The organism is Pseudomonas sp. WS 5051, assembly GCF_012985715.1.
GTDB lineage: Bacteria > Pseudomonadota > Gammaproteobacteria > Pseudomonadales > Pseudomonadaceae > Aquipseudomonas > Aquipseudomonas bubulae.
On sequence record NZ_JAAQWV010000005.1, the window covers coordinates 259830 to 284051 of the forward strand.

21 protein-coding genes are annotated in these 24222 nt (G+C 61.5%); 11 read left to right on the forward strand and 10 right to left on the reverse strand.

Going from position 1 to position 24222, the window contains the following annotated elements; translation table 11 throughout:
• The first annotated feature begins 8 nt into the window (after window positions 1-8).
• Window positions 9-692 carry an ABC transporter ATP-binding protein gene (locus HBN79_RS10525; protein ID WP_095002151.1) on the forward strand — a complete coding sequence of 228 codons (684 nt, stop codon included), beginning with the start codon at window positions 9-11 and terminating at the stop codon, window positions 690-692.
• Window positions 692-3196 carry an ABC transporter permease gene (locus HBN79_RS10530; protein ID WP_169916696.1) on the forward strand — a complete coding sequence of 835 codons (2505 nt, stop codon included), beginning with the start codon at window positions 692-694 and terminating at the stop codon, window positions 3194-3196. Before HBN79_RS10525 ends, HBN79_RS10530 begins: the two co-directional genes overlap by 1 nt.
• A 703-nt stretch (window positions 3197-3899) precedes the next feature.
• Here HBN79_RS10530 and greB read toward each other — a convergent pair.
• Both greB and HBN79_RS10540 read right to left on the reverse strand, forming a co-directional pair.
• Window positions 3900-4376: a transcription elongation factor GreB gene (gene greB, locus HBN79_RS10535; RefSeq protein WP_029611319.1), complete on the reverse strand. Its 477-nt coding sequence runs from the start codon at window positions 4374-4376 to the stop codon at window positions 3900-3902.
• 107 nt (window positions 4377-4483) lie between these two features.
• Window positions 4484-5257 (reverse strand): AraC family transcriptional regulator, encoded by a 774-nt coding sequence (locus tag HBN79_RS10540; RefSeq protein WP_095002272.1) that lies wholly within the window; start codon window positions 5255-5257, stop codon window positions 4484-4486.
• Between the two features lie 202 nt (window positions 5258-5459).
• On the opposite strand from HBN79_RS10540, the gene HBN79_RS10545 reads away from it, so the two are divergent.
• The 5 genes from HBN79_RS10545 (at window position 5460) to HBN79_RS10565 (ending at window position 12018) form a co-directional block, all read left to right on the forward strand.
• Window positions 5460-7103 carry an APC family permease gene (locus HBN79_RS10545; protein WP_169916697.1) on the forward strand — a complete coding sequence of 548 codons (1644 nt, stop codon included), beginning with the start codon at window positions 5460-5462 and terminating at the stop codon, window positions 7101-7103.
• Between the two features lie 57 nt (window positions 7104-7160).
• The gene (locus HBN79_RS10550; RefSeq protein ID WP_169916698.1) at window positions 7161-8087 is read left to right on the forward strand and encodes a 4-hydroxyproline epimerase; all 927 of its coding nucleotides are present in this window, start codon (window positions 7161-7163) and stop codon (window positions 8085-8087) included.
• Window positions 8088-8136: 49 nt separating this feature from the next.
• Window positions 8137-9084, forward strand: coding sequence for a dihydrodipicolinate synthase family protein (locus HBN79_RS10555; protein WP_095002155.1), 948 nt, complete (start codon window positions 8137-8139; stop codon window positions 9082-9084).
• Window positions 9085-9170: 86 nt separating this feature from the next.
• Window positions 9171-10760 carry an aldehyde dehydrogenase (NADP(+)) gene (locus tag HBN79_RS10560; protein ID WP_169916699.1) on the forward strand — a complete coding sequence of 530 codons (1590 nt, stop codon included), beginning with the start codon at window positions 9171-9173 and terminating at the stop codon, window positions 10758-10760.
• Window positions 10753-12018 carry an FAD-dependent oxidoreductase gene (locus tag HBN79_RS10565; protein ID WP_169916700.1) on the forward strand — a complete coding sequence of 422 codons (1266 nt, stop codon included), beginning with the start codon at window positions 10753-10755 and terminating at the stop codon, window positions 12016-12018. The genes HBN79_RS10560 and HBN79_RS10565 overlap by 8 nt, the downstream gene beginning before the upstream one ends.
• 51 nt (window positions 12019-12069) lie before the next feature.
• Here the strand turns inward: HBN79_RS10565 and HBN79_RS10570 are convergent, their stop codons facing one another.
• The 3 genes from HBN79_RS10570 to HBN79_RS10580 all read right to left on the reverse strand — a co-directional run bounded on the left by HBN79_RS10570 (window position 12070) and on the right by HBN79_RS10580 (window position 14578).
• Window positions 12070-12378 carry a hypothetical protein gene (locus HBN79_RS10570; RefSeq protein WP_095019095.1) on the reverse strand — a complete coding sequence of 103 codons (309 nt, stop codon included), beginning with the start codon at window positions 12376-12378 and terminating at the stop codon, window positions 12070-12072.
• A 243-nt stretch (window positions 12379-12621) separates the two neighbouring features.
• Window positions 12622-13056, reverse strand: a complete 435-nt coding sequence (locus HBN79_RS10575) for a DoxX family protein (RefSeq protein WP_095002159.1) — start codon at window positions 13054-13056, stop codon at window positions 12622-12624.
• Between the two features lie 103 nt (window positions 13057-13159).
• Window positions 13160-14578 carry a transglycosylase SLT domain-containing protein gene (locus HBN79_RS10580; RefSeq protein ID WP_169916701.1) on the reverse strand — a complete coding sequence of 473 codons (1419 nt, stop codon included), beginning with the start codon at window positions 14576-14578 and terminating at the stop codon, window positions 13160-13162.
• A 236-nt stretch (window positions 14579-14814) separates the two neighbouring features.
• Here HBN79_RS10580 and HBN79_RS10585 point away from each other — a divergent pair, with 236 nt between their 5' ends.
• The 3 genes from HBN79_RS10585 to HBN79_RS10595 all read left to right on the forward strand — a co-directional run bounded on the left by HBN79_RS10585 (window position 14815) and on the right by HBN79_RS10595 (window position 17578).
• Complete coding sequence (locus tag HBN79_RS10585) at window positions 14815-15624, forward strand: TatD family hydrolase (protein WP_016780110.1); 810 nt, start codon at window positions 14815-14817, stop codon at window positions 15622-15624.
• A gap of 115 nt (window positions 15625-15739) precedes the next feature.
• The gene (locus HBN79_RS10590; RefSeq protein ID WP_169916702.1) at window positions 15740-17221 is read left to right on the forward strand and encodes a methyl-accepting chemotaxis protein; all 1482 of its coding nucleotides are present in this window, start codon (window positions 15740-15742) and stop codon (window positions 17219-17221) included.
• Between the two features lie 99 nt (window positions 17222-17320).
• Window positions 17321-17578, forward strand: coding sequence for a terminase (locus HBN79_RS10595; RefSeq protein WP_095002162.1), 258 nt, complete (start codon window positions 17321-17323; stop codon window positions 17576-17578).
• Here the strand turns inward: HBN79_RS10595 and HBN79_RS10600 are convergent, their stop codons facing one another.
• The 3 genes from HBN79_RS10600 to HBN79_RS10610 form a co-directional block, all read right to left on the reverse strand.
• Window positions 17579-18376: a thioesterase family protein gene (locus HBN79_RS10600; protein WP_169916703.1), complete on the reverse strand. Its 798-nt coding sequence runs from the start codon at window positions 18374-18376 to the stop codon at window positions 17579-17581.
• Between the two features lie 77 nt (window positions 18377-18453).
• Window positions 18454-19221: a CHAD domain-containing protein gene (locus HBN79_RS10605; RefSeq protein ID WP_095019094.1), complete on the reverse strand. Its 768-nt coding sequence runs from the start codon at window positions 19219-19221 to the stop codon at window positions 18454-18456.
• Window positions 19222-19249: 28 nt separating this feature from the next.
• Complete coding sequence (locus tag HBN79_RS10610) at window positions 19250-19528, reverse strand: hypothetical protein (RefSeq protein WP_095002165.1); 279 nt, start codon at window positions 19526-19528, stop codon at window positions 19250-19252.
• A gap of 211 nt (window positions 19529-19739) precedes the next feature.
• Between HBN79_RS10610 and HBN79_RS10615 the strand changes: the two genes are divergently transcribed.
• Window positions 19740-20789, forward strand: coding sequence for a patatin-like phospholipase family protein (locus HBN79_RS10615; protein WP_095002166.1), 1050 nt, complete (start codon window positions 19740-19742; stop codon window positions 20787-20789).
• Here the strand turns inward: HBN79_RS10615 and HBN79_RS10620 are convergent.
• Window positions 20756-21457: a response regulator gene (locus HBN79_RS10620; RefSeq protein ID WP_095023979.1), complete on the reverse strand. Its 702-nt coding sequence runs from the start codon at window positions 21455-21457 to the stop codon at window positions 20756-20758. The two genes, HBN79_RS10615 and HBN79_RS10620, sit on opposite strands and share 34 nt — an antisense overlap.
• Before the next feature lie 36 nt (window positions 21458-21493).
• The gene (locus tag HBN79_RS10625) at window positions 21494-24160 is read right to left on the reverse strand and encodes a sensor histidine kinase KdpD (protein ID WP_095026101.1); all 2667 of its coding nucleotides are present in this window, start codon (window positions 24158-24160) and stop codon (window positions 21494-21496) included.
• Window positions 24161-24222: the final 62 nt, after the last annotated feature.

Below are 24222 nucleotides of genomic sequence, written 5' to 3' on the forward strand. Positions count from 1 at the left end.
GATTCTCCATGGGCGAAAGTATTCTCACCGCGCAGAACCTTAGCAAAGTGGTTCCCAGCGCGGAAGGCGAGTTAACCATCCTGCACTCCTTGAGCCTCGAACTGAGCAAGGGCGACAGCCTGGCGATTGTCGGCGCCTCAGGTTCAGGCAAATCGACGCTGCTGGGCCTGCTCGCCGGCCTCGACCTGCCCAGCCAGGGCGAAGTAATCCTGGCCGGGCGGGCCCTGAGCACCCTGGACGAAGACCAGCGCGCCCGGGTGCGGGCCGAACACGTGGGCTTTGTGTTCCAGTCATTCCAGCTGCTCGACAGCCTCAATGCCCTGGAAAACGTCATGCTGCCGCTGGAACTGGAGGGTCGCAAGGATGCCCGCGAGCATGCCCGCCACCTGCTGGAACGCGTCGGCCTGGGCCAGCGCCTGAGTCACTCGCCACGCCAGCTGTCCGGCGGCGAGCAGCAACGGGTCGCCATTGCCCGGGCGTTCGCCGCCAACCCCGACGTGCTGTTTGCCGATGAACCCACCGGCAACCTGGACAGCCACACTGGCGAGCGCATCACCGACCTGCTCTTTGAACTGAACAAGGAAAACGGCACCACCCTGGTGCTGGTGACCCATGACGAACGCCTGGCCCATCGTTGCCGGCGCCTGATCCGTCTTGAAGCTGGCCATCTGGTCGGCCCTCTGGAGCCCTGATGGCACGTCTGCCGCTGTTGCGCATGCTGAGTCTGGCCGTACGCCAATTACTGCGCGATGCCCGCGCCGGCGAGCTGCGGGTGCTGTTCTTCGCCCTGCTGGTCGCCGTGGCGGCCAGCACGGCCATCGGCTACTTCGGTGCCCGCCTCAATGGCGCGATGTTGTTGCGTGCCACCGAGTTCCTCGGCGCCGACCTGGTGCTTGATGGCACGGCCCCGGCCCGTGAAGAACAAATCAAGGTCGGCAACGACCTGGGCCTCGAACACGCCCGGGTGGTCGAATTCGCCAGCGTGATTGCCACCGACAATGGCATTCAGCTCTCCAGCATCAAGGCGGCAGACGATGCCTACCCGTTGCGCGGCGAACTGAAAAGCGCCCCGCAGCCCTATGCCGAAGAACAGCCTGGGGGCGGTCCCAAATCCGGTGAGGCCTGGGCCGAAGCCCGACTGCTGACCGCGCTGGACCTGAAGGTCGGCGATGAAATCGATGTCGGTTCAAAAACCGTGCGTATCACCCGCGTGCTGACTTACGAACCCGACCGGGCCGGCAACCTTTACAGCCTGACCCCACGAGTACTGATCAATCTGGACGACCTTGCCGCCACCGGCATCGTACAACCGGGCAGCCGTGTCACCTACCGCGAACTGTGGCGCGGTGAAGCACCGGCGCTGGAATCGTATCGCCAGGTGATCAAGCCTGGCCTGGACGCCAACCAGCGCCTCCTGGACGGCCGTGACGGCAACCAGCAGATCGGCGGTGCGCTGGGCAAGGCCGAACGCTACCTGAACATGGCCAGCCTGGTGGCGGTGCTGCTGGCGGGCGTGGCCGTAGCGTTGTCTGCCACCCGCTTTGCCAATCGGCGTTTCGATGCCAGCGCCCTGCTGCGTTGCCTCGGCCTGTCACGGCGCGAAACACTCTGGTTGTTTACCCTGCAACTGAGTGTGCTCGGGCTGATGGCCAGCCTCGCCGGCGCCTTTCTCGGCTGGCTCGCGCAACTTGGACTGTTCGCCCTATTGCATGACCTGCTACCGGCTAACGTACCGCCCGGCGGCCTGATGCCGGCGATTGCCGGGATGGGTACCGGGCTGGTGGCGCTGGCTGGTTTCGCCTTGCCGCCGCTCGCGGCACTGGGCCGCGTACCTCCACTGCGGGTGTTGCGCCGCGATTTGCTGCCGATTCCGGCCAGCACCTGGACCGTCTACGGCGCGGCGCTGCTGGCACTGGGGCTGATCATGTGGCGCATGAGCCTGGACCTGGTACTGACCTTCGCCCTGCTCGGGGGTGGCGTGATTGCCGCCGTGGTGCTTGGCGGAATCCTGCTGCTGGGCCTGCAAAGTCTGCGCCGCCTGCTGGCCCGTGCCTCACTGCCCTGGCGCCTGGGGCTGGGTCAGTTGCTGCGCCATCCGCTGGCCGCGGCGGGCCAGGCCCTGGCCTTTGGCCTGATCCTGCTGTCGATGGCCCTGATCGCCCTGCTGCGCGGCGAATTGCTCGACACCTGGCAAAACCAGTTGCCCAAAGATGCACCCAACTACTTTGCGCTGAATATCCTGCCGGCCGACAAGGAGGCTTTCGGCGCCCACCTGATGACCCTTCAGGCCCGCGCTGCGCCGCTGTACCCGGTCATTCCGGGGCGTCTGATCAGCATCAATGGCGAACCGGTGCAGGACATCGTCAGCAAGGACTCCAGTGGCGACAAGGCCATCCAGCGCGACCTGAGCCTGACCTGGGCCGCTGACCTGCCTGCCGAAAACCAGCTGACGGCAGGTAGCTGGTGGGGCCCGAAGCCCGAAGGCGATGTGCCGGGCGTTTCAGTGGAAGCCAAAGTCGCCGAAAGCCTCAAGCTGAAGCTGGGCGACCTGATGACCTTCACCATTGCCGGTGTCAATCGCGAAGCACGGGTCACCAGTTTGCGCAGCATCAACTGGGACAACTTCCAGCCCAACTTTTTCATGATTTTCCAGCCTGGCACCTTGCAGGACTTGCCGGCCACCTACCTCACCAGCTTTTACCTGGCACCGGGACACGACAAGGAAATCATCGAACTGTCGCGCACCTTCCCGGCCGTGACCATCTTGCCTATCGATGCATTGCTGGAGCAACTGCGCAGCATCCTGGCGCAAGTGACCATTGCTGTGGAATACGTGCTGCTGTTTGTATTGGCGGCGGGCATGGCGGTGCTGTTTTCCGGCTTGCAATCCACCCTGGATGAACGCATTCGCCAGGGCGCCCTGCTGCGCGCGCTGGGGGCCGAGCGGCAACTGCTGGTGAAGGCCCGGCGCATCGAGTTCGGCTTGCTGGGCGCCACCAGCGGCCTGCTGGCGGCGCTGGGGGCCGAACTGGTCAGTCTGGTGCTTTACCGCTTTGCCTTTGACCTGCCGTGGCACCCACATCCGTGGTTGTTGCTGTTGCCGGTGCTGGGCGCGGTGATGGTGGGCGGTGCGGGCGTGTTTGGCACACGCAGGGCGCTGAATGCCAGCCCGTTGACGGTGTTGCGCGAGGGTTGATATGGCCAGACACTATAAATCCTGGCGTTGACGAGCGCAGCGAGGCTGCGATCGTCGTTTTGGGAATCAACTGTTACGCCGCGTACATATCCGGCATTTGCGTATAACTGAAATATTGGTTTCGCCCTTACGGCGAGTCCATTTTGAAAGGACCCAAAAGGAACCAAAAGGTCCTCGCCCTACCATTCGGCCGATTCGCCAAGGTTCGCCGGCTCCTTCCGGCTCTGTTATGGGAGCGGGCTTGCCCGCGATGGCAGCACTTTGTTCCTCCAGATAGAACGAGGTGCCTGCATCGCGGGCAAGCCCGGCTCCCACAGGGAGATATGTCGGTCGAAAATCCTGCATTCAAACAGGCCGGCCGGTCGGCCGCCTCGACGGCTTTTGATCTTGATCTACCCGCCCCATCGGGAGGCCGAGAGGAGGTTCTGCGCAGTGGGTCGACCGGCATGGATGCCGGGAGAGCCGCGATGGGCCATGGATGGCCCGTGGCGGCGGGCCCACGGAGCGGGACCAGAACGAGGGAACCTGAGCGCAGCGAAGGCCGTACGCCAGGGGCAAGCCTTTTTGGTTACTTTTTCGGCGTCTGGAAAAAGTGACTCGCCGTAAGGGCGAAACCAATATTCCAGTTAAACGCAGATGCCGGATATGTACGCGGTACACCAGTTAAACCCTGCAGCGGCTAAATATCCGCCCAGGTTTTACCCTAGCTTTTCTCGTAATAAATCTCGTTGATCCACCACAGCACTTCCCCGCTCGGTGTCTGCACCACTGCCTCGTCGCCCACCTCTTTCTTCAACAGCGCACGGGCCATCGGTGAGTCGATGGAGATGTAGTCGTTGCGTCCGTAGATTTCGTCGTAACCCACAATGCGGAATTTCTTGACGTCCCCGGCCTCGTTTTCAATTTCGACCCAGGCACCAAAAAACACCCGGCCTTCCTGCTCCGGCGAGTAATCAACCACCCGTACATCCTCGAGGCGCTTGCGCAGGTAGCGCACCCGTCGGTCAATCTCGCGCAGCAGCTTCTTGTTGTACTGGTAGTCAGCGTTTTCGCTGCGATCACCCAGTGATGCTGCCCAGGTCACCTTGCGTGTGGTATCCGGGCGCTTTTCCCGCCACAGGTAGTCAAGCTCCTGCTTCAGGGCTTCATGGCCTTGCCTGGTGATGATGTTGGTACTCACTCGCGGTCGTTCTCCAGCAGGTTGCATTGGCCAGGGCAGACTCTTAGCACCCCGGCGCGACGAAATACATAGAGGCGCTGATAAAAATCACAAGCGCGGCGACACTCTCACTGTGCCGTGGCCTGGCGATACTGGCGCGGGGTAAAGCCGGTCAATGCCTTGAATTGGCGGGTGAATGCGCTGTGGTCGGTGTATCCGCACTGCAGGGCCACCTGGGTAATCGGAATATCGGTCAGCAACAGCCGATGGGCGTGTTCCAGACGCACCTTCTGGATCATCTGCCGTGGCGTCAGGTGAAACACACGCTTGCAGTAGCGCTCCAGTTGCGCCACGGAGATTCCGGCAATACGGGTCAACTCACCCAGGGTAACGCGGCGGTTGAAATGCGTGCGAATGTGCTCATCGACTGCCGCCAGCCGCTGGTACGCCGGGTGGGTATCACTGGCTGATTGCAAGTCCACGGAGATCCCAGCCAGGCCGATGATCTCGCCCTGGAGATTGTACAGCGGGCGCTTGTGGGTCAGGCACCAGCCAGGCTCCCGAGTCCCGTACAGATGCAGTTCCAGCTGGTCCTCAAGCACCAGCCCCTGCTCCAGCACCTGGCGATCCTGCTCGGTATAGCCTGGCCCCAACTGTGCGGGGAATACCTCGGCGCTGGTTTTGCCGAGCAGGGGTTGCAACTGCTTGAGGCCGCAGCGCTGGACCAGGGTGCGGTTGGCCAGTACATAGCGCGCGGCATTGTCCTTGATGAAGATCGCGGCATTGGGGATGGCATCGAGCATCGGTAGCAACAGGGCTACCCCCGAGAGCAACTGCTCAAGACTCTCGGGGCGGCTCAACTCGCTGCCCTGGCTCAGGATTGCAAAAGCATTCTGCGTCATCAAACTCACTCTCCCACCACTGGCCAGGTATCGGCCGCCTGGGTGCATTGTGCTGATTTCGTCATCGGCTTCAATGGAAAAGATCAATCGCAAACTTTCCCCGACGTTCAATCTAGCGCCATTGCACACCCGCCAACCGTATTGGCGCAATGGCAAATGACATCACACCTGCCTAACCAATAACTCACAAAAAGGCGACGCTATGTCAGGTAAAGGCAAATTCAAGAAACAGCTCTCACTGATGGACCTGACCTTTATCGGTCTGGGTGCCATCTTCGGTTCCGGCTGGTTGTTTGCAGCCAGTCATGTGTCAGCGATCGCTGGCCCGGCTGGGATTTTTTCCTGGCTGCTGGGCGGTTTTTCCGTGCTGTTGCTAGGCATCGTTTACTGCGAGCTGGGCGCTGCCCTGCCGCGCGCCGGTGGCGTCATTCGTTACCCGGTTTACTCCCATGGCCCGTTGCTCGGTTACTTGATGGGCTTTATCACCCTGATCGCCTTCTCCAGCCTGGTGGCAATTGAAGTGGTCGCCGCCCGCCAATACGCTGCGGCATGGTTCCCCGAGCTGACCAAGGCCGGCTCCAGTGACCCTTCGATCCTGGGCTGGCTCCTGCAGTTCGGCCTGCTGTGCCTGTTTTTCATGCTCAACTACCGAAGCGTGAAGACCTTCGCCATGGCCAATAACCTGGTCAGCGTATTCAAATTTATCGTGCCGCTGCTGGTCATCGGCGTGCTGTTCACCTTCTTCAAACCGGAAAATCTCTACGCCCAGGGCTTCGCCCCGTTCGGCCTGTCGGGTGTGCAGATGGCCGTTTCTGCAGGCGGCATTATCTTCGCCTATCTGGGCCTGACACCGATCATTTCGGTGGCCAGTGAAGTGAAGAACCCGCAACGCACCATCCCGATTGCCCTGATCCTGTCGGTCCTGTTGTCGACCGTGATTTATGTGCTGCTGCAAGTGGCCTTCCTCGGCGGCGTACCCACTGAAATGCTGGCCAACGGCTGGGCCGGCGTGACCAAGGAACTGGCATTGCCCTATCGCGACATCGCCCTGGCTCTGGGTGTGGGCTGGCTGGCTTATCTGGTGGTGGCCGACGCGGTGATCTCGCCAAGCGGCTGCGGCAACATTTACATGAATGCCACACCGCGGGTGATTTATGGCTGGGCGCAAACCGGCACGTTTTTCAAGATTTTCACCCGCATCGATGAAAAGTCCGGCATCCCGCGCCCGGCGCTGTGGCTGACCTTTGGCCTGTCGGTGTTCTGGACCCTGCCTTTCCCGTCCTGGGAAGCCCTGATCAGCGTGGTATCTACGGCCCTGGTACTGAGCTACGCAGTGGCACCGGTGTCCGTGGCCGCATTGCGCCGCAATGCCCCAGACATGCCGCGCCCGTTCCGGGTCAAGTGGATGGGGGTGATGGGGCCGCTGTCATTTATCGTCGCTGCGCTGATTGTTTACTGGTCAGGCTGGAACACCGTGTCCTGGCTGCTCGGCCTGCAAATCGTGATGTTCGTGGTGTACCTGCTGTGTTCGCGATTCGTACCGACCAACCACCTGAGCCTGGGCCAGCAAGTACGCTCATCCTTGTGGCTGATCGGCTTCTACGCCGTAACCATGGTGCTGTCCAAACTCGGCACTTTCGGTGGCCTGGGCGTACTTGCCCACCCGTTTGACACCCTGGTCGTCGCAGCTTGTGCGACGGGCATCTATTACTGGGGCGCGGCCACCGGCGTGCCGGCTCATCTGGTCCGGCTGGAAGACGACGAGGACAGCGAAGAAGCCCCGGAACTTGCCAGTAACACCCCGGCCAGCCACGCCACGGGGGCGTTTATCCAGACTTCATCCTGAGACACCGTTAACCACAGTAGTCCTCCGAGCCGTTGTTCTCTTCCAAGGGATACGTTCATGAAGCAAGTCCATATCATTGATTCACATACCGGCGGCGAACCCACCCGCGTGGTGATCAAAGGCTTCCCGCAACTGGCCGGGCGCAGCATTGCCGAGCAGCGCGACACCCTGCGCGACCAGCATGACCAATGGCGCCGGGCCTGCCTGCTGGAGCCCCGAGGCAACGATGTACTGGTCGGTGCACTGTACTGCGAGCCCGTGTCGGCGGATGCCACGTGCGGGGTGATCTTCTTCAACAATGCCGGTTATCTGGGCATGTGCGGCCACGGCACCATCGGCCTGATCGCTTCCCTGCATCACCTGGGCCAGATCGAGATCGGCGAGCACAAGATCGACACCCCGGTCGGCCCGGTCACCGCCACCCTGCATCCAGATGGCAAGGTCACCGTAGGCAATGTGCCCTCCTACCGCTACCGCCAGCAGGTCGCCGTTGAGGTGCCGGGGCATGGCCGTGTGCAGGGCGATATTGCCTGGGGCGGCAACTGGTTCTTCCTGGTCTCCGATCACGGCAAGACACTGCAACTGGACAATGTCGAAGCCCTGACCGAGTACACCTGGACCATGCTCAAGGCCCTTGAGGCACAGGGTATCCACGGCGAAGACGGTGCCCTGATCGACCATATCGAACTGTTTGCCGACGACGACCAGGCCGACAGCCGCAACTTTGTCATGTGCCCGGGCAAGGCCTATGACCGCTCGCCCTGTGGCACCGGCACCAGCGCCAAGCTGGCGTGCCTGGCCGCCGACGGCAAGCTGGCTCCAGGCCAGCCCTGGGTGCAGGCCAGCATCACCGCCAGCCAGTTTGTCGGCAGTTATCAATGGGACGGCGAGCGCATTCGCCCGTTCATTACCGGCCAAGCCTTTATGACTGCCGACAGCATGCTGCTGATCGACGAAAAAGATCCTTTCGCGTGGGGCATTTAAGCCCTTCGCCGTAAACACATCCGAATAAACGACTCGAGGAGTTAGAACAATGAGCGATAACATTTTCACCGGTTGCATGCCTGCCCTGATGACCCCTTGCACCGCCGAGCGCAAGCCGGACTTCGACGCGCTGGTGGCCAAGGGCCGCGAACTGATCGATATCGGCATGAGTGCCGTGGTGTACTGCGGCTCCATGGGTGACTGGCCTTTGCTGACCGAAGCCGAGCGCCAGGAAGGTGTGGCACGCCTGGTAGCTGCGGGCATCCCAACCATCGTCGGCACAGGCGCCGTAAACAGCCGCGAAGCGGTGTCCCATGCGGCACACGCTGCCAAAGTTGGCGCCCAGGGCCTGATGGTGATTCCACGCCTGCTGTCCCGTGCAGCCTCGCCTGCTGCGCAAAAAGCTCACTTCGCCGCCATCCTGCAAGCCGCTCCACAGCTACCGGCGGTTATCTACAACAGCCCGTACTACGGCTTCGCCACCCGCGCCGACCTGTTCTTCGAACTGCGTAGCCAATACCCGAACCTGATCGGCTTCAAAGAGTTCGGCGGTGCTGCCGACATGCGTTACGCCGCCGAACACATCACTTCCAAAGACGATGATGTGACCCTGATGGTCGGCGTCGACACCCAGGTTGTGCATGGCTTCGTCAACTGCAACGCCACCGGCGCCATTACCGGCATCGGCAACGCCCTGCCTCGCGAAGTGCTGCACCTGGTGGCCCTGAGCAAGCAAGCGGCCAAGGGCGACCCTAAAGCCCGTCGCCTGGCCCGCGAGCTGGAAGCCGCCCTGGCGGTGCTCTCGTCGTTCGATGAAGGCACTGACCTGGTGCTCTACTACAAGCACCTGATGGTGCTCAATGGCGACACAGAATACAGCCTGCACTTCAACGACACCGATGCGCTGAGCGATGCCCAACGCCACTACGCCGAGAACCAGTACAGCCTGTTCCGCCAGTGGTACAAAACCTGGTCCGCCGAACAGAACGTCGCCTGACCCGCAGCGCAGCCCTGCATCCCTGAACAGCGGCGCACATCATGTGCGCCGCCTTGTTCCAGCCAACCCATTTTTAGGAACACGCCATGACTCTGACAGGCAACATGCTGATCGGTCAGCAAGCCATCACCGGTAACCGCGAAGCGATCCGGGCGATCAATCCCGCCACCGGCACTGTGCTCGAACCGGCCTACCTTGGCGGCGGCAGCGAACATGTCGAGCAGGCGTGCACCCTGGCCCAGGAGGCTTTTGACAGCTTTCGCGAGACCTCACTGGAAACTCGCGCCACTTTTCTGGAAGCCATCGCCGCTGAAATCGAAGCCCTTGGCGATGAATTGATTGACCGCGCCGTCAGCGAATCAGGCCTGCCACGCCCGCGCATCGTCGGTGAACGCGCACGTACCTGCCAGCAACTGCGTACCTTTGCCCGTACCGTACGCGCTGGAGAGTGGCTGGATGTGCGGGTCGACAACGCGCTGCCCGAGCGCCAACCACTGCCCCGTGCAGATTTGCGCCAACGCCAGGTGCCACTGGGCCCGGTGGCCGTATTCGGCGCCAGCAACTTCCCGCTGGCCTTCTCCGTGGCCGGTGGCGACACTGCCTCGGCACTGGCGGCCGGCTGTCCGGTAGTAGTCAAGGCCCACAGCGCCCACCCTGGCACCAGCGAACTGGTTGGCCATGCGATTGCCCGTGCGGTGAAAGAATCGGACCTGCCTGAAGGGGTCTTTTCCCTGTTGTTCGGTTCCGGCCGTGAAGTCGGTGTTGCCCTGGTCAGCGATCCACGCATCAAGGCAGTCGGCTTTACCGGCTCGCGCAGTGGCGGCATGGCTTTGTGCAAAGTGGCAGCAGCACGCCCCGAACCCATCCCGGTGTATGCGGAGATGAGCTCGATCAACCCGGTACTGCTGTTCCCCGCTGCGCTGCAGGCTCGCGGCGAATCACTGGCGCAGGGCTTTGTTGCATCTCTGACCCAGGGGGCAGGCCAGTTTTGCACCAACCCGGGTCTGGTTATCGGCCATCAAGGGCCGGCACTGGATAGATTTATCAGCACAGCTGCCCGGCTGGTCCAGCAAAGCCCGGCCCAGACGATGCTCACTCCCGGGATTTTTCAGGCCTATGAAGCCGGTATTGGCTCTTTGCAGGAACTGAACAGTGCTCAAGAGGCCGCTGCCGGCTTGAGGGGGGAGACACCCAACCAGTGCCAGGCCCATCTGTTTGTGACCCGGGCCGGGGACTTCCTCGCCGAACCTGCATTGCAGGCCGAAGTCTTTGGTGCTGCGGCGCTGGTGGTGCAATGCGCCGATGACGAGGAGATCCGCCAGGTGCTCGAGCACCTTGAAGGCCAATTGACCATCACCCTGCAACTGGATGAAGCCGACCTCGATAGTGCCAGGGCCATGCTTGCGACCCTGGAACGCAAGGCTGGTCGCTTGCTGGTCAATGGCTGGCCAACGGGGGTTGAGGTGTGCGACGCGATGGTCCACGGCGGGCCTTTCCCGGCGACTTCGGACACCCGCACCACCTCGGTTGGCACTGCGGCCATCCAGCGCTTCCTGCGTCCTGTCTGCTATCAGGACTTCCCTGACAGCCTGTTGCCGACGGCACTCAAGCACGCCAACCCGCTGCACTTGCGCCGCCTGCTCGATGGCCACAGAGAAGTACTGGAAAATGCCTGATCACTTCGCTGGAAACACAGCTGACATTGCCGTGATCGGCGCCGGAATCATCGGCGTCGCCTGTGCCCTGCAACTGGCGCGCCAGGGCCAGCGGGTGGTGGTCATCGACCCGCAGGAACCGGGCCATGGCGCCTCATTCGGCAATGCCGGGCACCTGGCCACCGAACAGGTGTTCCCGATTGCCGACCTGTCGATTCTCAAGCGCTTGCCGGCCATGCTGATGGACCCGATGGGCCCCCTGCGCCTGGATTGGAAATATATGCCCCGGGCCCTGCCGTGGTTCACGCGTCTGCTGCTGAACCTGCGCAAGGCGCCCTTTCAGCGCACTGTAGCCGGTATTCGGGCCCTTAACGAAAGCAGCCTGGGTGCCTGGCACAGGCTGCTGGAGGGCATTGACTGCCCGGGCCTGATGCGCGAAGACGGTTCGTTGCTGGTGTACGAACGTTCCGAGTCCCGACAGCCACTTCTGGCACTGCAGGCACGCATGCGCCAGCAGCAGGTACCGGTCGAGTTCTGGGAGGCCGGGGCCATACACAAGACAGCGCCGCAACTGAGCGAGCAGATTCAGGGCGGGTTGTTTTTTCCGGCCACGGGGCACTTTATCGACCCCTATCGCGTGGTTTGCGAACTGGTAGAGGCTGCCAGAAAGTGCGGTGTGCAGTTTCTCAAGCAACAGGTCACAGGCGGACAACTGAGTGAGGCCGGAGTTTCTCTGATGACAGCCCAGGGCCAGGTGTCCGCCCGCCGGGTCGTGATCGCCTGCGGCGCCCACTCGGCCAAACTCACCGCAACCCTGACCGGCAAGCACGTTCCGCTGGATACCGAACGCGGTTACCACCTGATGCTGCCCCACGAGCATGACCGGCTGCCGTTTGCCGTCACCTCACTGGAACGCAAATTCATCATGACCCCGATGAGCGATGGCTTGAGGCTGGCGGGTACAGTTGAATTTGCCGGCCTGGAAGCGCCGCCGAGCATGGAGCGCGCCTGGCAGCTGCATCGCCTGAGCAAAGGGTTGTTGCGCCATGACCTTAGCGCTGAAGACGCGACGCCATGGATGGGCTTTCGCCCGTCGTTGCCGGACTCACTGCCGATCATCGACCGGGTGTGCGACGGCAAGGTACTGCTTGCCTTCGGCCATCAGCATTTGGGCCTGACCCAGGCAGCGGTAACGGCTGAACTGATCGCGCAGTTGGCGGGGGCAACCAGTGCCCACGCGCTGCCTGAGTTGCACCCTTACCGGCTGGAGCGTTTCTGATCCCATCCGTAGCAGCTGCCGAAGGAACGAGGCTGCTACGGGGTTGGAGCCTCAGCGCAGGGTTATCAACCCCTGCCGACAAACACGGGTGAGGTTGTGAATCACCCGCTCGGCATTTTCAGCATCGGGGGACTGGATCACCGCCAGGTCAAAACTGTCAGCGGCAAATCGCGCCAGTTGATCGCCCTCTTCCACAAACTGGATCAGAAACGCCGTAGGCCGCCCTTTGCGGCGTGGCCAGCCATCGAGATAGCGCAGCAAAGTAGGCTGATGCTTACCGCCCAGGAGGATTTTTGGGTTGCGCAAGGTTGGGCTGGCCGAGATCGGCGCAAGACGTACAAGGGGACGTGGGTGACTCATGTATCGGTTCTCCGCCTCAAGATTCTGCGTGGCAGGTGAGAGGCAACACCGAACCAGCGCTTTAGCGGTATTTCAAGGCCTGTTTCAAGCCTCTTAGACGGTCTGTGACCCTCTGGCGCCCCGCAAGTAGCTGTTTAAATCGGCGCAAGAAAACATCCTAGATAAACCTGCTTACTACTGTCAACAATCATCTGGAACGAAAAAGGCCCGCTCTGGGCGGGCCTTTTCACTGGCATCGGGTTTTCAGTCAGCTAGTGCACGATCGATCGACAACTTGCCTGCACCTTCGATCAGCACTGCCACGGTACCACCCAGCAAGGCCAGGGCGAATTCATAGCCGTTGTTGGCCATAAACAGGCCATTGCTGATATGCACCGAGAAGATCGCCACCAGCAACGTAAACGACAGGCCCAGGGCTGCAGGGCGCGCCAGCAAGCCGATAATCAGCGCCAGACCGCCCAGAAACTCGGTACCGCCCGCCAGCACTGCCATCAACATGCCCGGCGCCAGGCCAATGCTCTCCATCCATTGCGCCGTGCCCGCCAGGCCCCCGCCGCCAAACCAGCCGAACAGTTTTTGCGAACCGTGGGCGGCAAAGATAATACCGACGAAAATACGCAAGACCGTCAAACCATAACCTGCGCGGCTGCCCAGTACGGTATGGATCAATTTGCTCATGATGGAATCCTTTAGGTCATCAGTTGGGGAATGCTCGCCATACTAATCAGTTTTTATAATGTTAAAAGTCGAATAAACCTGACAAAACAATCAAATTATTCGATTATTTGCGTGTGACCAGTTCAGCTTTTGCCGGTTCCAGGGAATCCCGCTCCCGGTCAAAGGTCAAATAGTATTTATTCACGCTATTAACATAGCTGACAGCCCCCATTCCCACCTGCTCCATGGCAATACGTTCCACCTGAAAGAACCATTGATTGGGGTTCAGGCCGCGTCGCCTGGCTTCAGCCCGCATGCCCTGCACCCGCTCCGGCCCCATGTTGTAAGCCGCCAGCACAAACGCCATGCGCTCACGCTCGTTGAGCTTGGGGCTGGCAAAGAACTTGCGGCGGATCAGCGACAGATACCGGGCACCGGCCTGCACATTGCTATCGACATTTTGAATATTGTTGACCCCCACCCGCCGGGCGGCCGAGGGGGTAATCTGGAGTAGCCCTGTCGCCCCGCCGCTGCCTTTGGCTTCAGGGTTGAGGGTAGACTCCTTGAATGCCAGCGCTGCCAGGTTCAACCAGTCCATGCCCTGTTGCCGGGCATGTTTTTGCAACACCGGGCGCAGTTTTTCAAGCTGCTGGCGATCGGCCCGGGCCAACGGGTAATGCACCCGGTACAAACGTCGGTATACCCGCTCAAAGGCCACATCCTGATCGGCCGGGGCCTTGTAGCCATCGAGAAACCGGTCGATGCTGGCCCGCAACATCGACGCATCACGGCGTACATACCAGTGCATGGCCTCGGGCTCGCTGACCAGCACCTTGCGGTCAAAACGCAGCTTGGGCATCAGCGTGGCCCAGCGCTCGGCAATCGGGCGCTCCACGATGGTCAAATGAAAAATCCCGGCCTGCACCATCTCCAGCACATCCTCCACCGCCAGGGTCGGATCTACCCACTCAATCTTCACCGGGGGCAGTTTGCGCAGGGCCAGTTTTTGATTGATCAAATTGACCGAGGCTCCCGCCGCACTTCCGGTGGTCAACGCCACGGTGCGGCCCGACAGTTGCTCTAGGCGGGTAAAGCGCCGCTCGCCCTTGACCCCCACCAATAGCAAGGGCACATCGTCGACGATCGGATCACTGGCGCTGATGGCGCGGCTGGGCTTGAAATCGATCAACTCACCCGGGGCAACTACATCGCCTTCACCCCGGGACAATGCGCCCAGCAGTTGATCCTTGGCTTTAGGGATGATCTTGAGGGTTATTTCCTGGCCATCGCGGGCATGGCTGTTGAGGTAGCGTTCAAACGCACGCAGACGATGGTATTCAACGCCAATCGCCTGCCCCTGCACCTCGCCCGAGCTGTTGCGGCTTTGATTGACCAGCACCCGCAACACCTGACTGCTGCGGATTTGCGCCAGATCGCGGACCTGACTTGGCTGCCCGACCTGTAAAGGTCCGGTCAGGCGTGCCAGTGCCGGTAGCGGCAACAGCAGCAGGCACAGCGCAATCAATAGCGTCGGTCTTGTCATCCGTTCTCCGGAAAGAATACAGCCCAGCACCCGGTCGGTTTCCCGACAACCGGTTGCCTCAAGTGAGGCTTTCAAGCGCTGGAATCAGCGCGCAAAACAGTCAATGCGTCCTTTAAACAACCGGGCATTGCGTTGTTGCGGCATTCAAAGACAACCATAACTGTCTGTAGTTCTTGGTTTTTCTTGTAAATCTACAGCTCTGATATGCTGCGACGCCTGTGGCCTGAGGTAAAACCATGCAACTCATTGATATCGGCGTCAACCTGACCAACCCAAGCTTTGACGGCAAACACCAGGCCGTGCTCGACCGTGCCTACGCGGCCGGGGTGTGCCAATTGGTATTGACCGGCACCAGCGTCGAAGGCAGCGAACAGGCCTTGCAACTGTGCCGCGAGCTGGACGAAAGCGGCCAGCGGCTGTTCTCTACGGCCGGCATTCACCCGCACTCGGCCAGTGACTGGAACGGCGACAGCGCCCGCCAGTTGCTTGCCCTGCTCAAGGAACCGGGCGTGTGTGCGGTGGGTGAATGCGGGCTGGACTTCAACCGCGACTTTTCGCCCCGCGCCCAGCAGGAGAAAGTGCTGGAAGAACATCTGGCGCTGGCTGTTGACCTGCAACTGCCGGTTTTTCTGCATGAGCGTGATGCCAACCAGCGTTTGCTGGAAATCCTGCGCGACTTCCGCGACCGCTTGCCGGCTGCTGTGGTGCATTGCTTTACCGGGGAGAAAAAGGCGCTGTTCAGCTACCTCGACCTTGACCTGCATATCGGCATTACCGGCTGGATCTGCGACGAACGCCGCGGTACCCACCTGCACCCGCTGGTACGTGATATCCCGCGCGGTCGCCTGATGCTCGAAAGTGATGCGCCGTACCTGTTGCCCCGCACCCTGCGGCCCAAACCGAAAAATGGTCGCAACGAACCGGCCTACCTGACCGACGTATTGCGTGAAGTGGCCGTGCACCGTGGCGAAAGCGAGCAGGACCTGGCCGAACACACCACCGCGTGTGCGCGGGCGTTTTACGGGTTGCCGGTACTGACAGACTGACCCCCGCTCCCACGCAGTGCCTCTTTTGACCCACATCAACACGATTGTCACTGAATAGCGGCACAATGATGGCACCTTGCCAATATTGTTTGCGCCAATTCAGAGAAGACCTCCCATGGGCACCTGGCTTAGCAACATCTCGCTCAAATACAAATTCTGGGCTGTCAACGCGGTGGCTTTTGTCACCACACTGCTGCTGGTGCTCTACGCCGTGCAGCTGGAACAGCAATCGCGCAGCAACGCCGCCCAGGCCAACGCCCGGGCCCAGGCGCAATTGCTCAGTGCCTGGCCTGCCGGGCAGCCCTTGCCCGAGGCCAGCCAATTGCTGCCCCTGGCGCCCGACCAGATCGCCAGCGTCAACGATCAACCCCTGCCGCAAGTGGGCAACGCCAACGGCTGGGTCTCAATCAATCCCATGCCGTTGTTCGGCCACAATCTGCTGCTGGGCGCTGAGGTACTGACCCGCGACGACGGACAAAAAATCGCCGTGCTGGCCCATACACCTAGCCTGGCCCAGGTGTTTGTCGAGCGGCTGCCCAACTATGCCGCCGCCGTGCTGATCCTGATGCTGGCCATGCTCTGCGCTTCGCAGTTGCTGATCCGCTTCCTGCTGAGCCAGCTCAACACCCTCAAGGACGTGATGCTGCATGTGGAGAAAACCGGTGACCTGTCCGCCCGGGTGCCCCTGGCGTGTACCGATGAGGTCGGGCAGATGGCCAGCGCCTTCAATGCCATGCAGGCCGGTTACCAGCGGGTGGTGAACACCGTGGCCCAAACCGCCGCGCAACTGGATGCCGGAGCCGCGCGCCTGGCCAGCAGCATGGACGAGGTGCGCCACGGCATGCTCGGCCAGCAAAGCGAGACCGACCAGGCCGCCACCGCAATCAATGAAATGTCGGCCACGGTCTACCATATTGCGCAACACGCTGGGGCTACCCGCGACCTGTCGCAAACCGCAGACAACCTGGCGGGGAGTGGCCAGCAGGTGGTCAGCCGCGTGCAACAGTCAATCGCCAGCCTGTCCACCGGGGTGCAAACCACTGCAGAAATGATCCAGCAACTGGCCCAGGACAGCCAGAAGATCAACGGCGTGGTCAGTGTGATTCACAGCATCGCCGAACAGACCAACCTGCTGGCGTTGAACGCGGCCATCGAAGCGGCTCGCGCAGGTGAAATGGGTCGTGGCTTTGCCGTGGTCGCCGATGAAGTGAGGCACCTGGCCAAACGCGTGCAGACATCCACGGACGAAATCACCGCCATGGTTTCGGCCTTGCAGGCGGGCACCCGCGACGCCGTGGATTTTATGCAGGAAAGCTCGTTCAAGGCCGACGACTGCGTGCAGCAGGCCCAGGAAGCGGGCGCGGCATTGGCCGAGATCACTCACGCCGTGGCGCAAATGCGCGAAAGCAACACCCAGATTGCCGTGGCCGCCGAGCAGCAAAGCCAGGTCGCGGAAGAGATGAACCGGGCAGTGGTGAGCATCCGCGATGTCACCGAAAACACCGTGCAACAGACCGTCGACTCGGCCACTACCAGCAATGAACTGGCAACCCTGGCAGGCGAGTTGAATCGGGCGATTGGTCAACTAAAGCTATAAGGCCAATAGCCATTGTTGATTCGCCGCAGGGTGATCATAAATCTATGATTTGTTTATCCGGTTCAGCCCAGGCTGAACCCTCGAACAAGGAGAGCAATCATGGGCAAACGTCATCCAAATCTACCGGCCTGGCAATGGCGCTCCAACCCGCACGGCCAGCAAAACACCGCGTATCAGGCAATCAACCTGATCGCAGTGCCGATGATGGTGGTGGCTTTTCTGTTGCTGGTGTCGGGCGTCTTCAGTGAAAACGCCACCAGCGCGGTGATCGGTCTGGTTGCCCTGTTTGCGGCCCTGATCCTGCAACGCCAGGGCCACAAGGCCACCAGCGCAACGGATAACAGCCAGACCTTCTGATCAACCGAACACGGCTACGGTCTGGCGGCTGAGCGCAATCAGCTCGCCGCCTGGGCCCCACAGGTTGGCCGCCACATGGCCGTAGCCATCCCGCGCATGTTCGATGACGGCCAGGTACTTGCACCACTGCAACGTGCTGACCCTAGGCAGTGGCTGCACGAACTCGATGGTCCAGGTCAGCGTGCTGCCTGCTGTCGGCTTGTTCAGTAACGGCAGCAGTGCAGGCGGCCAGGTATCGACCAGCGCCAGCAAATGGGTTTCTGTCAGAGGTTCGTCCTCAACACCGCCATCAAAACGTACCCAGCCGCCCATTTCCCGCGTTCCACGACCGCTAAACGGCAGTGCGCCCACGGCCCAGGCCATGGACAAATGACGCATAAACTCCGGGGTAACGCCTTTGATATAGGGCAACAGCGGGCAATCTTCGGGCGCCTTCATCTCAGGCGCAGGCAAGCCGTCTACGTTCGCCACTGACTCCCGCGCAGCGCCAAAGCTGCCTTGTACCAGGGTCATGACCTGACCGTCCTGCACCACCCGCCCCAGCACCTGGCTGACCGCCTTGCCTTCGCGCAGCACCTCAACCTCGAAACGCACCGGTACATCGGCGGCCACCGGCCCGACAAAACTCACTGCCAATGAGCGCAATGCCCGCTCGACAGGCACATGGGCACGCATGGCTTCGTACTGCAAAGCCACCAACAGGCCGCCAAAGCTGGCGCGGCCCTGGCCCCAATCGGCCGGAATGGTCACGTCCAAAGGCGTGTTGCGCACCGCCGCAACCAATTCGCAAAACTGCATAAGCACCTCGAAACAGATAAATATGACGGGATACTACCCATCCATCTGACTCTGCACAGTGCTGTATCGGCCAAAGATCAGGAGTGAAAGCAAGCCGCACTCAATTTGACCAACGCCTTGTCAGCGCGTTTTTCGCCGTGCTCAAGGGTGGCCTGCCATTGCGCCACACAGGGTTGCAAGTCGGCGTGTTGCCCGGCCTGCAGCAACCATTGCCAGGCATCGTGCCATTCGCCCAGCGCCTGCTGTGCCCCCTTGAGGCGCGCCAGCACCAAGGGCGGCAGCTGGTTCAACTCCGGGTAGGCTTCAGCGGCATAGCGTACGCGCTTGATCAGCAACCTTACGCGATGGCGGTCATGGCCCGGGTCATTGAGAGCGTTTTCCAGGGTTTGCCACTGTTTTTCCAGGACCTTTGCGATCCGCTGGCGCAAACCACGCAGCAGGCCTTCTCGCTCGGCAGCACGCAAAAAGCGCGGAAACACCTCGAGGATCATCAACAGTTGAGCCAACTGCTCACTGTCGGCCACCCGGGCATAACTGCCGGCCAACTGTTGCGTGCGGCGTTGCGCCTGCGCCGTGTAGCCGTGCGCCTGCAAATGTGCCGCCAGCACTTCAAGATCGCGCAGGGGGGTGGTCAACACGCCAACCTGGGATGCAGACATTTCAAGTTGCACAACCCCCGGCAACCCGCGCAAAGGCCGCAACAGGCTGCGCAAGCGGCGCACAGTGGTGCGCAGGTCGTGCAGGGCCTCCGGGTCCGTATCGGCTTCCAGACGCGCCTGACAGGCCAGTAACCTGACCTCCAGACGCACGATGTTTGCCACTATCCGGTCAACCAGCTCAGACATCCTCACCCTCCCCCTTTACCGCTGCGCTTCAACGCCCGGCGCGGGATTCACGAATATAGAAACGCGCCTTCTCGGCTTTTTTGGTGCAACCCTCAAAGGCTTCAAATTGCTGCTGGGTCTTGGCCGCCGTCAACAAGGACAAGGCCTTGGAGTAGCTGACAGTCCCGGCGAAGCCTTCCGCCTTGGCCAGGTCCAGTTCATGCCAGGCCGAATCCAGGTTCGTCGCACAACTGTCGCGATACGCCTTGGTCCCCGCACAACCTGCCAACGCCAGCGCGATCAGCGGTACACAAATCCATGCTTTCATGTTGTTTTCCTCAGAAATTAAAGTTCAGTGCAATCTCAGACGAACAACCTGCATAAAAGTGCCACAACGTAAAAATCAAAAAAACCGGCAACACCTACCCGTCATTGCTACAAGGCACTAGCCTAGCTGGTAGATACGCGTTCATGCCAAAAGCTGTCACTCAGGGTCACAAAAAGGCATTGTGAGTGACTGTCAGGCGAAGGTGGGGTTCATGAAAAAACGTATTGCATTGGTATTGGGCTCCGGCGGTGCCCGGGGCTATGCCCATATCGGCGTGATTGAAGAGCTGGAAAGCCGCGGCTATGAAATCGCCTGTATCGCCGGTTGCTCGATGGGCGCAGTGGTGGGCGGGATTTACGCCGCCGGCAAACTGGACATGTACCGGGACTGGATTCAAAGCCTGGACTACCTCGATGTGCTGCGCCTGGTGGATGTCAGCTTCCGGCTTGGAGCGATTCGCGGTGAAAAGGTCTTCGGCCAGATCCGCAATATGGTCGGTGAAATCAATATCGAGGACCTGCGCATCCCCTACACCGCCGTCGCCACCGACCTCACCCACCAGCAGGAAATCTGGTTTCAGGAGGGCTGCCTGCACCAGGCCATGCGCGCCTCGGCAGCGATCCCCAGCCTGTTTACCCCGGTGATGCAGGGCAACCGCATGCTGGTGGACGGCAGCCTGCTCAACCCGCTGCCCATCGTGCCGGTGGTGTCCAGCCACTGCGACCTGATCGTCGCCGTCAACCTCAACTCCACCCACCAGAGCCACTACCAGTTGCCGGTGATCCAGCGCCCGGCGGCTTTCAAGGGGCGTTTTGACAACCTGATGAGTTCGCTGGGCTCGCGCATGCCGTTTCGCAACAAACAGGCCGAGCACTTGCTCAACCTCGAACAGGAACTGCTCAACCCCCAGGCCGAGCCGCTGGCCCAGGCAAAGCCCAATCCCTGGCTCGACACGCCGCAAACCGCCTCCCCAGCCGCTGAAGAGGGCTCGCCCAAGTCAGCCACCGGCTCGGTGATCATCGACAACGTCGGCCCGGCCTCGCTGCTGGATTTGATCAACCAGAGCTTCGAGGTCATGCAGACTTCACTGGCGCAATACAAGATCGCCGGTTACCCGCCCGATATCCTGATCAACGTGCCCAAGCGGGTGTGCCGGTTTTTCGAGTTCTACAAAGCCCAGGAGCTGATCGCCCTGGGCCGCCTGATTGCAAAAGACACCCTGGACCGTTACGAAAAGGACGAGGCGTCCAACAACCGGTAGCCAACCCCGGCTTCGGTCACGATATACCGTGGCCGGGTCGGATCATCCGCCAGTTTCTGGCGCAAATGGCCAACGACAATTCTCAGGTAATGGCTGTTTTCGACATGGCTCGGGCCCCAGATATCCTTGAGCAATTGCTGCTGGGTAATGACCCGCCCCGGATGACGCGCCAAGAGCGCCAGCACCGCGTATTCCTTGCGGGTCAGCGCCACTTCGACGCCATCGAGCAGCACACGGCGGAACGCCAGGTCGACGGTCAAGGGGCCGAGTTCAAGCGCCGACTCCCGGGTTTCGCCCACAGGCGCCTGGCGCAACAAGGCCCTGATTCGTGCCAGAAACTCCTGGATGCCGAAGGGTTTGGTCACGTAATCGTTGGCCCCGCCGTCCAGTGCCTGGACTTTTTGCGCTTCGCTGGCGCGCACCGAGAGCACCAGTACCGGCGCATTTGACCACTCGCGAAACTCGCGCAGTACCTGTTGGCCATCCATGTCCGGCAAGCCCAGGTCGAGCACCAGCACATCGGGCCGTCCGAGCGCTGCCTGGCTCAAGCCATCGGCCCCGGTCGCGGCCTCCAGCACGGTGTATCCCTGGGACACCAGGCTGATACGCAGGAATTTGCGAATCTGCGGTTCATCGTCGATGACCAAAATGGTCGCGCTCTGGCTCATGACTTGTTATCGCAATAGAGGGATAGCCAAAGAATATCAGTCTTCACTTTCCAGACCTTCATTCTCGGGGCACGGTTGAAGGCTTAACGGCAAATACAGGGTAATGCACGTACCCTGCCCGCCGATGCCTTCGCCGACGCTGACCCGCCCGCCGTGGGCCCCCACCATGCCCTGGCAGATGGCGAGCCCCAGACCCGTGCCTTGCCCGCCGCGATCGCCCCGTGCGGCGGTATAAAACATATCGAAAATCTTCACCCTGTCCTCCTCGGGGATCCCCGGGCCCTGGTCACTGACGGCAAACCACAATTCGCTTTCATCGGCTCCCGCCGTTAATTGCAACTGGCCATGGGGAGGTGAAAAGCGCGCAGCGTTTTCCAGCACATTGACCAGCGCCTGCTCGATCAGGGCGCCATGCACGTGCAACAGCGGCAATTGCGCCGCAACATCCACCTGCACCTGCAAGGGCGCCAGCACCGCACGCAAGCGGTTCAAGGCGCTGCCGGCAATGTCGGCAGGTGACACCCAGTCGCGCGCCAGCTTGAGCGCACCGTGGCCCAGGCGGGTCATGTCCAGCAGGTTCTGGATGTAGCGGTCCAGACGCTCGGCCTCATCGCGGGTGCCTTCGAGCAACTCGCGGCGATCGCTCAACGGGATCGCCTCGCCCAGGGCCAGCAAGGTGTCGATACTGCCGCGCATGCTGGTCAGCGGTGTGCGCAGATCATGGGACACCGATGCCAGCAGTGCGCTGCGCAACTGCTCGGTTTCGCCGTGCAGGCGGGCCGCTTCCAGGTCCTGGGCCAAGCGCGCGCGCGCCAGTGCCTGGGCCAGGGGTTGGCTCAAAGCCATCAGTAGCCGACGACGCTGGCCACTTAGTGAATGGCCCTGCCTCGTGCACACTCCGAGCAAGGCCAATGGCCCCTCCTCGGCGCTGATCGGCCACCACCACCAACGGCCCATCGGCAAAGTGCCCGTACCCTTCCCCGCAGGCTGGTCGTGGGCCCAGGCCCAGTCAGCAGCGGCGCGCTCCGCTTCGCAGAACTGTAACGGCCCGCCGCTTTCAACGTCCCAGCCGCCATTGCCATCGCGATTGAGCAGGCATATGTCCAGCTCTTTCCAGCCGCTCAAATGCTGCCCGGCAGCATTGACCACAGCCTTGCGGTCGGTCGCGGCGGTAAGCTTGCGTGACAGGTCGAGAAGCTCGGTGGTTTCGTGCTGAGTGTCGCGCAAGGCCTGCAACTGCCGGCGCTGGCGAGCCGCCAGTTTGCCAGTGAGCGCCGCCATCAACAGAAAAAACAACAACGTCAGCACATCTTCTTCGCGCTGGATGCTGAACGAGAAATTGGGCGGAATAAAGAGGAAGTCATAGGCCAGAAATGACAGCGCCGCACAGGCCAATGCTGGCCCCAGGCTGCTGCGCACGGCCACCAGCAGCACGGCAGCCAGAAACACCAGGGAGATATTGGGCAGCGCCAGTACGCTGGATACTCCCCAGGCCAGGGCACTGGCCAGTAGCGTGGCAAGCAGCGCCAGGCCGTAGTCGAACCACACCAGTGAGTGTTCCGGGCGGTTGGTGACAGGTACAGGGGACTGCTCATTGTCGAGCACGTTGATTTCCAGGCCGTGGGCGTCACGCAACAAGCGCGCCGCCAGTCCGCCGCCAAACAGGCGACGGCGCCAGGTCAACCGCGACTGACCCACCAGCAGCAAGCTGGCACGGCGTTCGCCGGCATGCTGGATCAGGGTTTTAGCCACTTCACCGGCACGCAGCAACACCACCTCGCCACCCAGGCGCTCAGCCAGTTGCTGGGCGCTTTGCAGGCGCAGGCGTGATTGCTCGTCGCCTGCCCGGCCGTTGTCCACATGCACCAGGCTCCAGGGCAGATGCCGACGCTCCGCGACCCGGCTGGCATGCCGCACCAGGCGCTCGGCATGGGTATCGCCGTCGATCCCCACCAGCAAACGCCCGCGCAGCGCCGGAGCCGATTGCCCCTGCTGGCGATAGCCCTTGTCCAGTTCATCGTCGACATACACCGCAGCGGTCTGCATTGCCAGTTCGCGCAAAGCATTGAGATTGGTCTGGCTGAAAAACGCATCAATCGCTGCCCGTGCCTGCTCAGGTACATACACCTTGCCCTCGCGCAGCCGCTCCAGCAGTTCCCGGGGCGGCAGGTCGATCAGCAGCAGTTCGTAGGCTTCCTGCACAACCCAGTCCGGCAGGGTCTCACGCACCTGGACCCCGGTGATGCCGCGCACCTGATCGTTGAGACTTTCCAGATGCTGGACGTTGACCGTGGTGTACACATCGATCCCGGCGGCGAGCAGCTCCTGCACATCCTGCCAGCGCTTGGCATGCCGGCTGCCGGGGGCATTGCTGTGGGCCAGCTCATCGACCAGTACCAGCTTGGGTCTGGCGGCAAGCAGGCCGTCGAGGTCCATTTCCTCAAGCTGCACGCCGCGATAATCCGAGCGCAGCATGGGCTGCTGGGGCAAGCCATTGAGCAAGGCCTCGGTCTCGGCGCGGCCATGGGTTTCGACCACCCCGGCCAGTACTTCGACACCCTGGCGCAGTTGCGTATGAGCCGCTTGCAGCATGGCGTAGGTTTTGCCCACGCCGGGTGCCGCGCCGAGAAACACTTTAAGCCGGCCACGGCCTGCGCGCGGTAGATCGGCTAGCAACGCATCGGCGCGGGCGGAATGAGTCATGGGGGGGTTCCTGATAAATTGTGTGACTGAAAGCTTTACCCTCACCCCAGCCCTCTCCCGGA

Coding starts and splice junctions, on each gene's coding strand:
- HBN79_RS10585 (WP_016780110.1), top strand. CDS start 14,815: ATGCAACTCATTGATATCGGCGTCAACCTGACCAACCCAAGCTTTGAC.
- HBN79_RS10525 (WP_095002151.1), top strand. CDS start 9: ATGGGCGAAAGTATTCTCACCGCGCAGAACCTTAGCAAAGTGGTTCCC.
- HBN79_RS10550 (WP_169916698.1), top strand. CDS start 7,161: ATGAAGCAAGTCCATATCATTGATTCACATACCGGCGGCGAACCCACC.
- HBN79_RS10590 (WP_169916702.1), top strand. CDS start 15,740: ATGGGCACCTGGCTTAGCAACATCTCGCTCAAATACAAATTCTGGGCT.
- HBN79_RS10580 (WP_169916701.1), bottom strand. CDS start 14,578: ATGACAAGACCGACGCTATTGATTGCGCTGTGCCTGCTGCTGTTGCCG.
- HBN79_RS10610 (WP_095002165.1), bottom strand. CDS start 19,528: ATGAAAGCATGGATTTGTGTACCGCTGATCGCGCTGGCGTTGGCAGGT.
- HBN79_RS10625 (WP_095026101.1), bottom strand. CDS start 24,160: ATGACTCATTCCGCCCGCGCCGATGCGTTGCTAGCCGATCTACCGCGC.
- HBN79_RS10545 (WP_169916697.1), top strand. CDS start 5,460: ATGTCAGGTAAAGGCAAATTCAAGAAACAGCTCTCACTGATGGACCTG.
- HBN79_RS10615 (WP_095002166.1), top strand. CDS start 19,740: ATGAAAAAACGTATTGCATTGGTATTGGGCTCCGGCGGTGCCCGGGGC.
- HBN79_RS10555 (WP_095002155.1), top strand. CDS start 8,137: ATGAGCGATAACATTTTCACCGGTTGCATGCCTGCCCTGATGACCCCT.
- HBN79_RS10600 (WP_169916703.1), bottom strand. CDS start 18,376: ATGCAGTTTTGCGAATTGGTTGCGGCGGTGCGCAACACGCCTTTGGAC.
- HBN79_RS10570 (WP_095019095.1), bottom strand. CDS start 12,378: ATGAGTCACCCACGTCCCCTTGTACGTCTTGCGCCGATCTCGGCCAGC.
- HBN79_RS10530 (WP_169916696.1), top strand. CDS start 692: ATGGCACGTCTGCCGCTGTTGCGCATGCTGAGTCTGGCCGTACGCCAA.
- HBN79_RS10595 (WP_095002162.1), top strand. CDS start 17,321: ATGGGCAAACGTCATCCAAATCTACCGGCCTGGCAATGGCGCTCCAAC.
- HBN79_RS10575 (WP_095002159.1), bottom strand. CDS start 13,056: ATGAGCAAATTGATCCATACCGTACTGGGCAGCCGCGCAGGTTATGGT.
- HBN79_RS10560 (WP_169916699.1), top strand. CDS start 9,171: ATGACTCTGACAGGCAACATGCTGATCGGTCAGCAAGCCATCACCGGT.
- HBN79_RS10565 (WP_169916700.1), top strand. CDS start 10,753: ATGCCTGATCACTTCGCTGGAAACACAGCTGACATTGCCGTGATCGGC.
- HBN79_RS10605 (WP_095019094.1), bottom strand. CDS start 19,221: ATGTCTGAGCTGGTTGACCGGATAGTGGCAAACATCGTGCGTCTGGAG.
- HBN79_RS10620 (WP_095023979.1), bottom strand. CDS start 21,457: ATGAGCCAGAGCGCGACCATTTTGGTCATCGACGATGAACCGCAGATT.
- HBN79_RS10540 (WP_095002272.1), bottom strand. CDS start 5,257: ATGACGCAGAATGCTTTTGCAATCCTGAGCCAGGGCAGCGAGTTGAGC.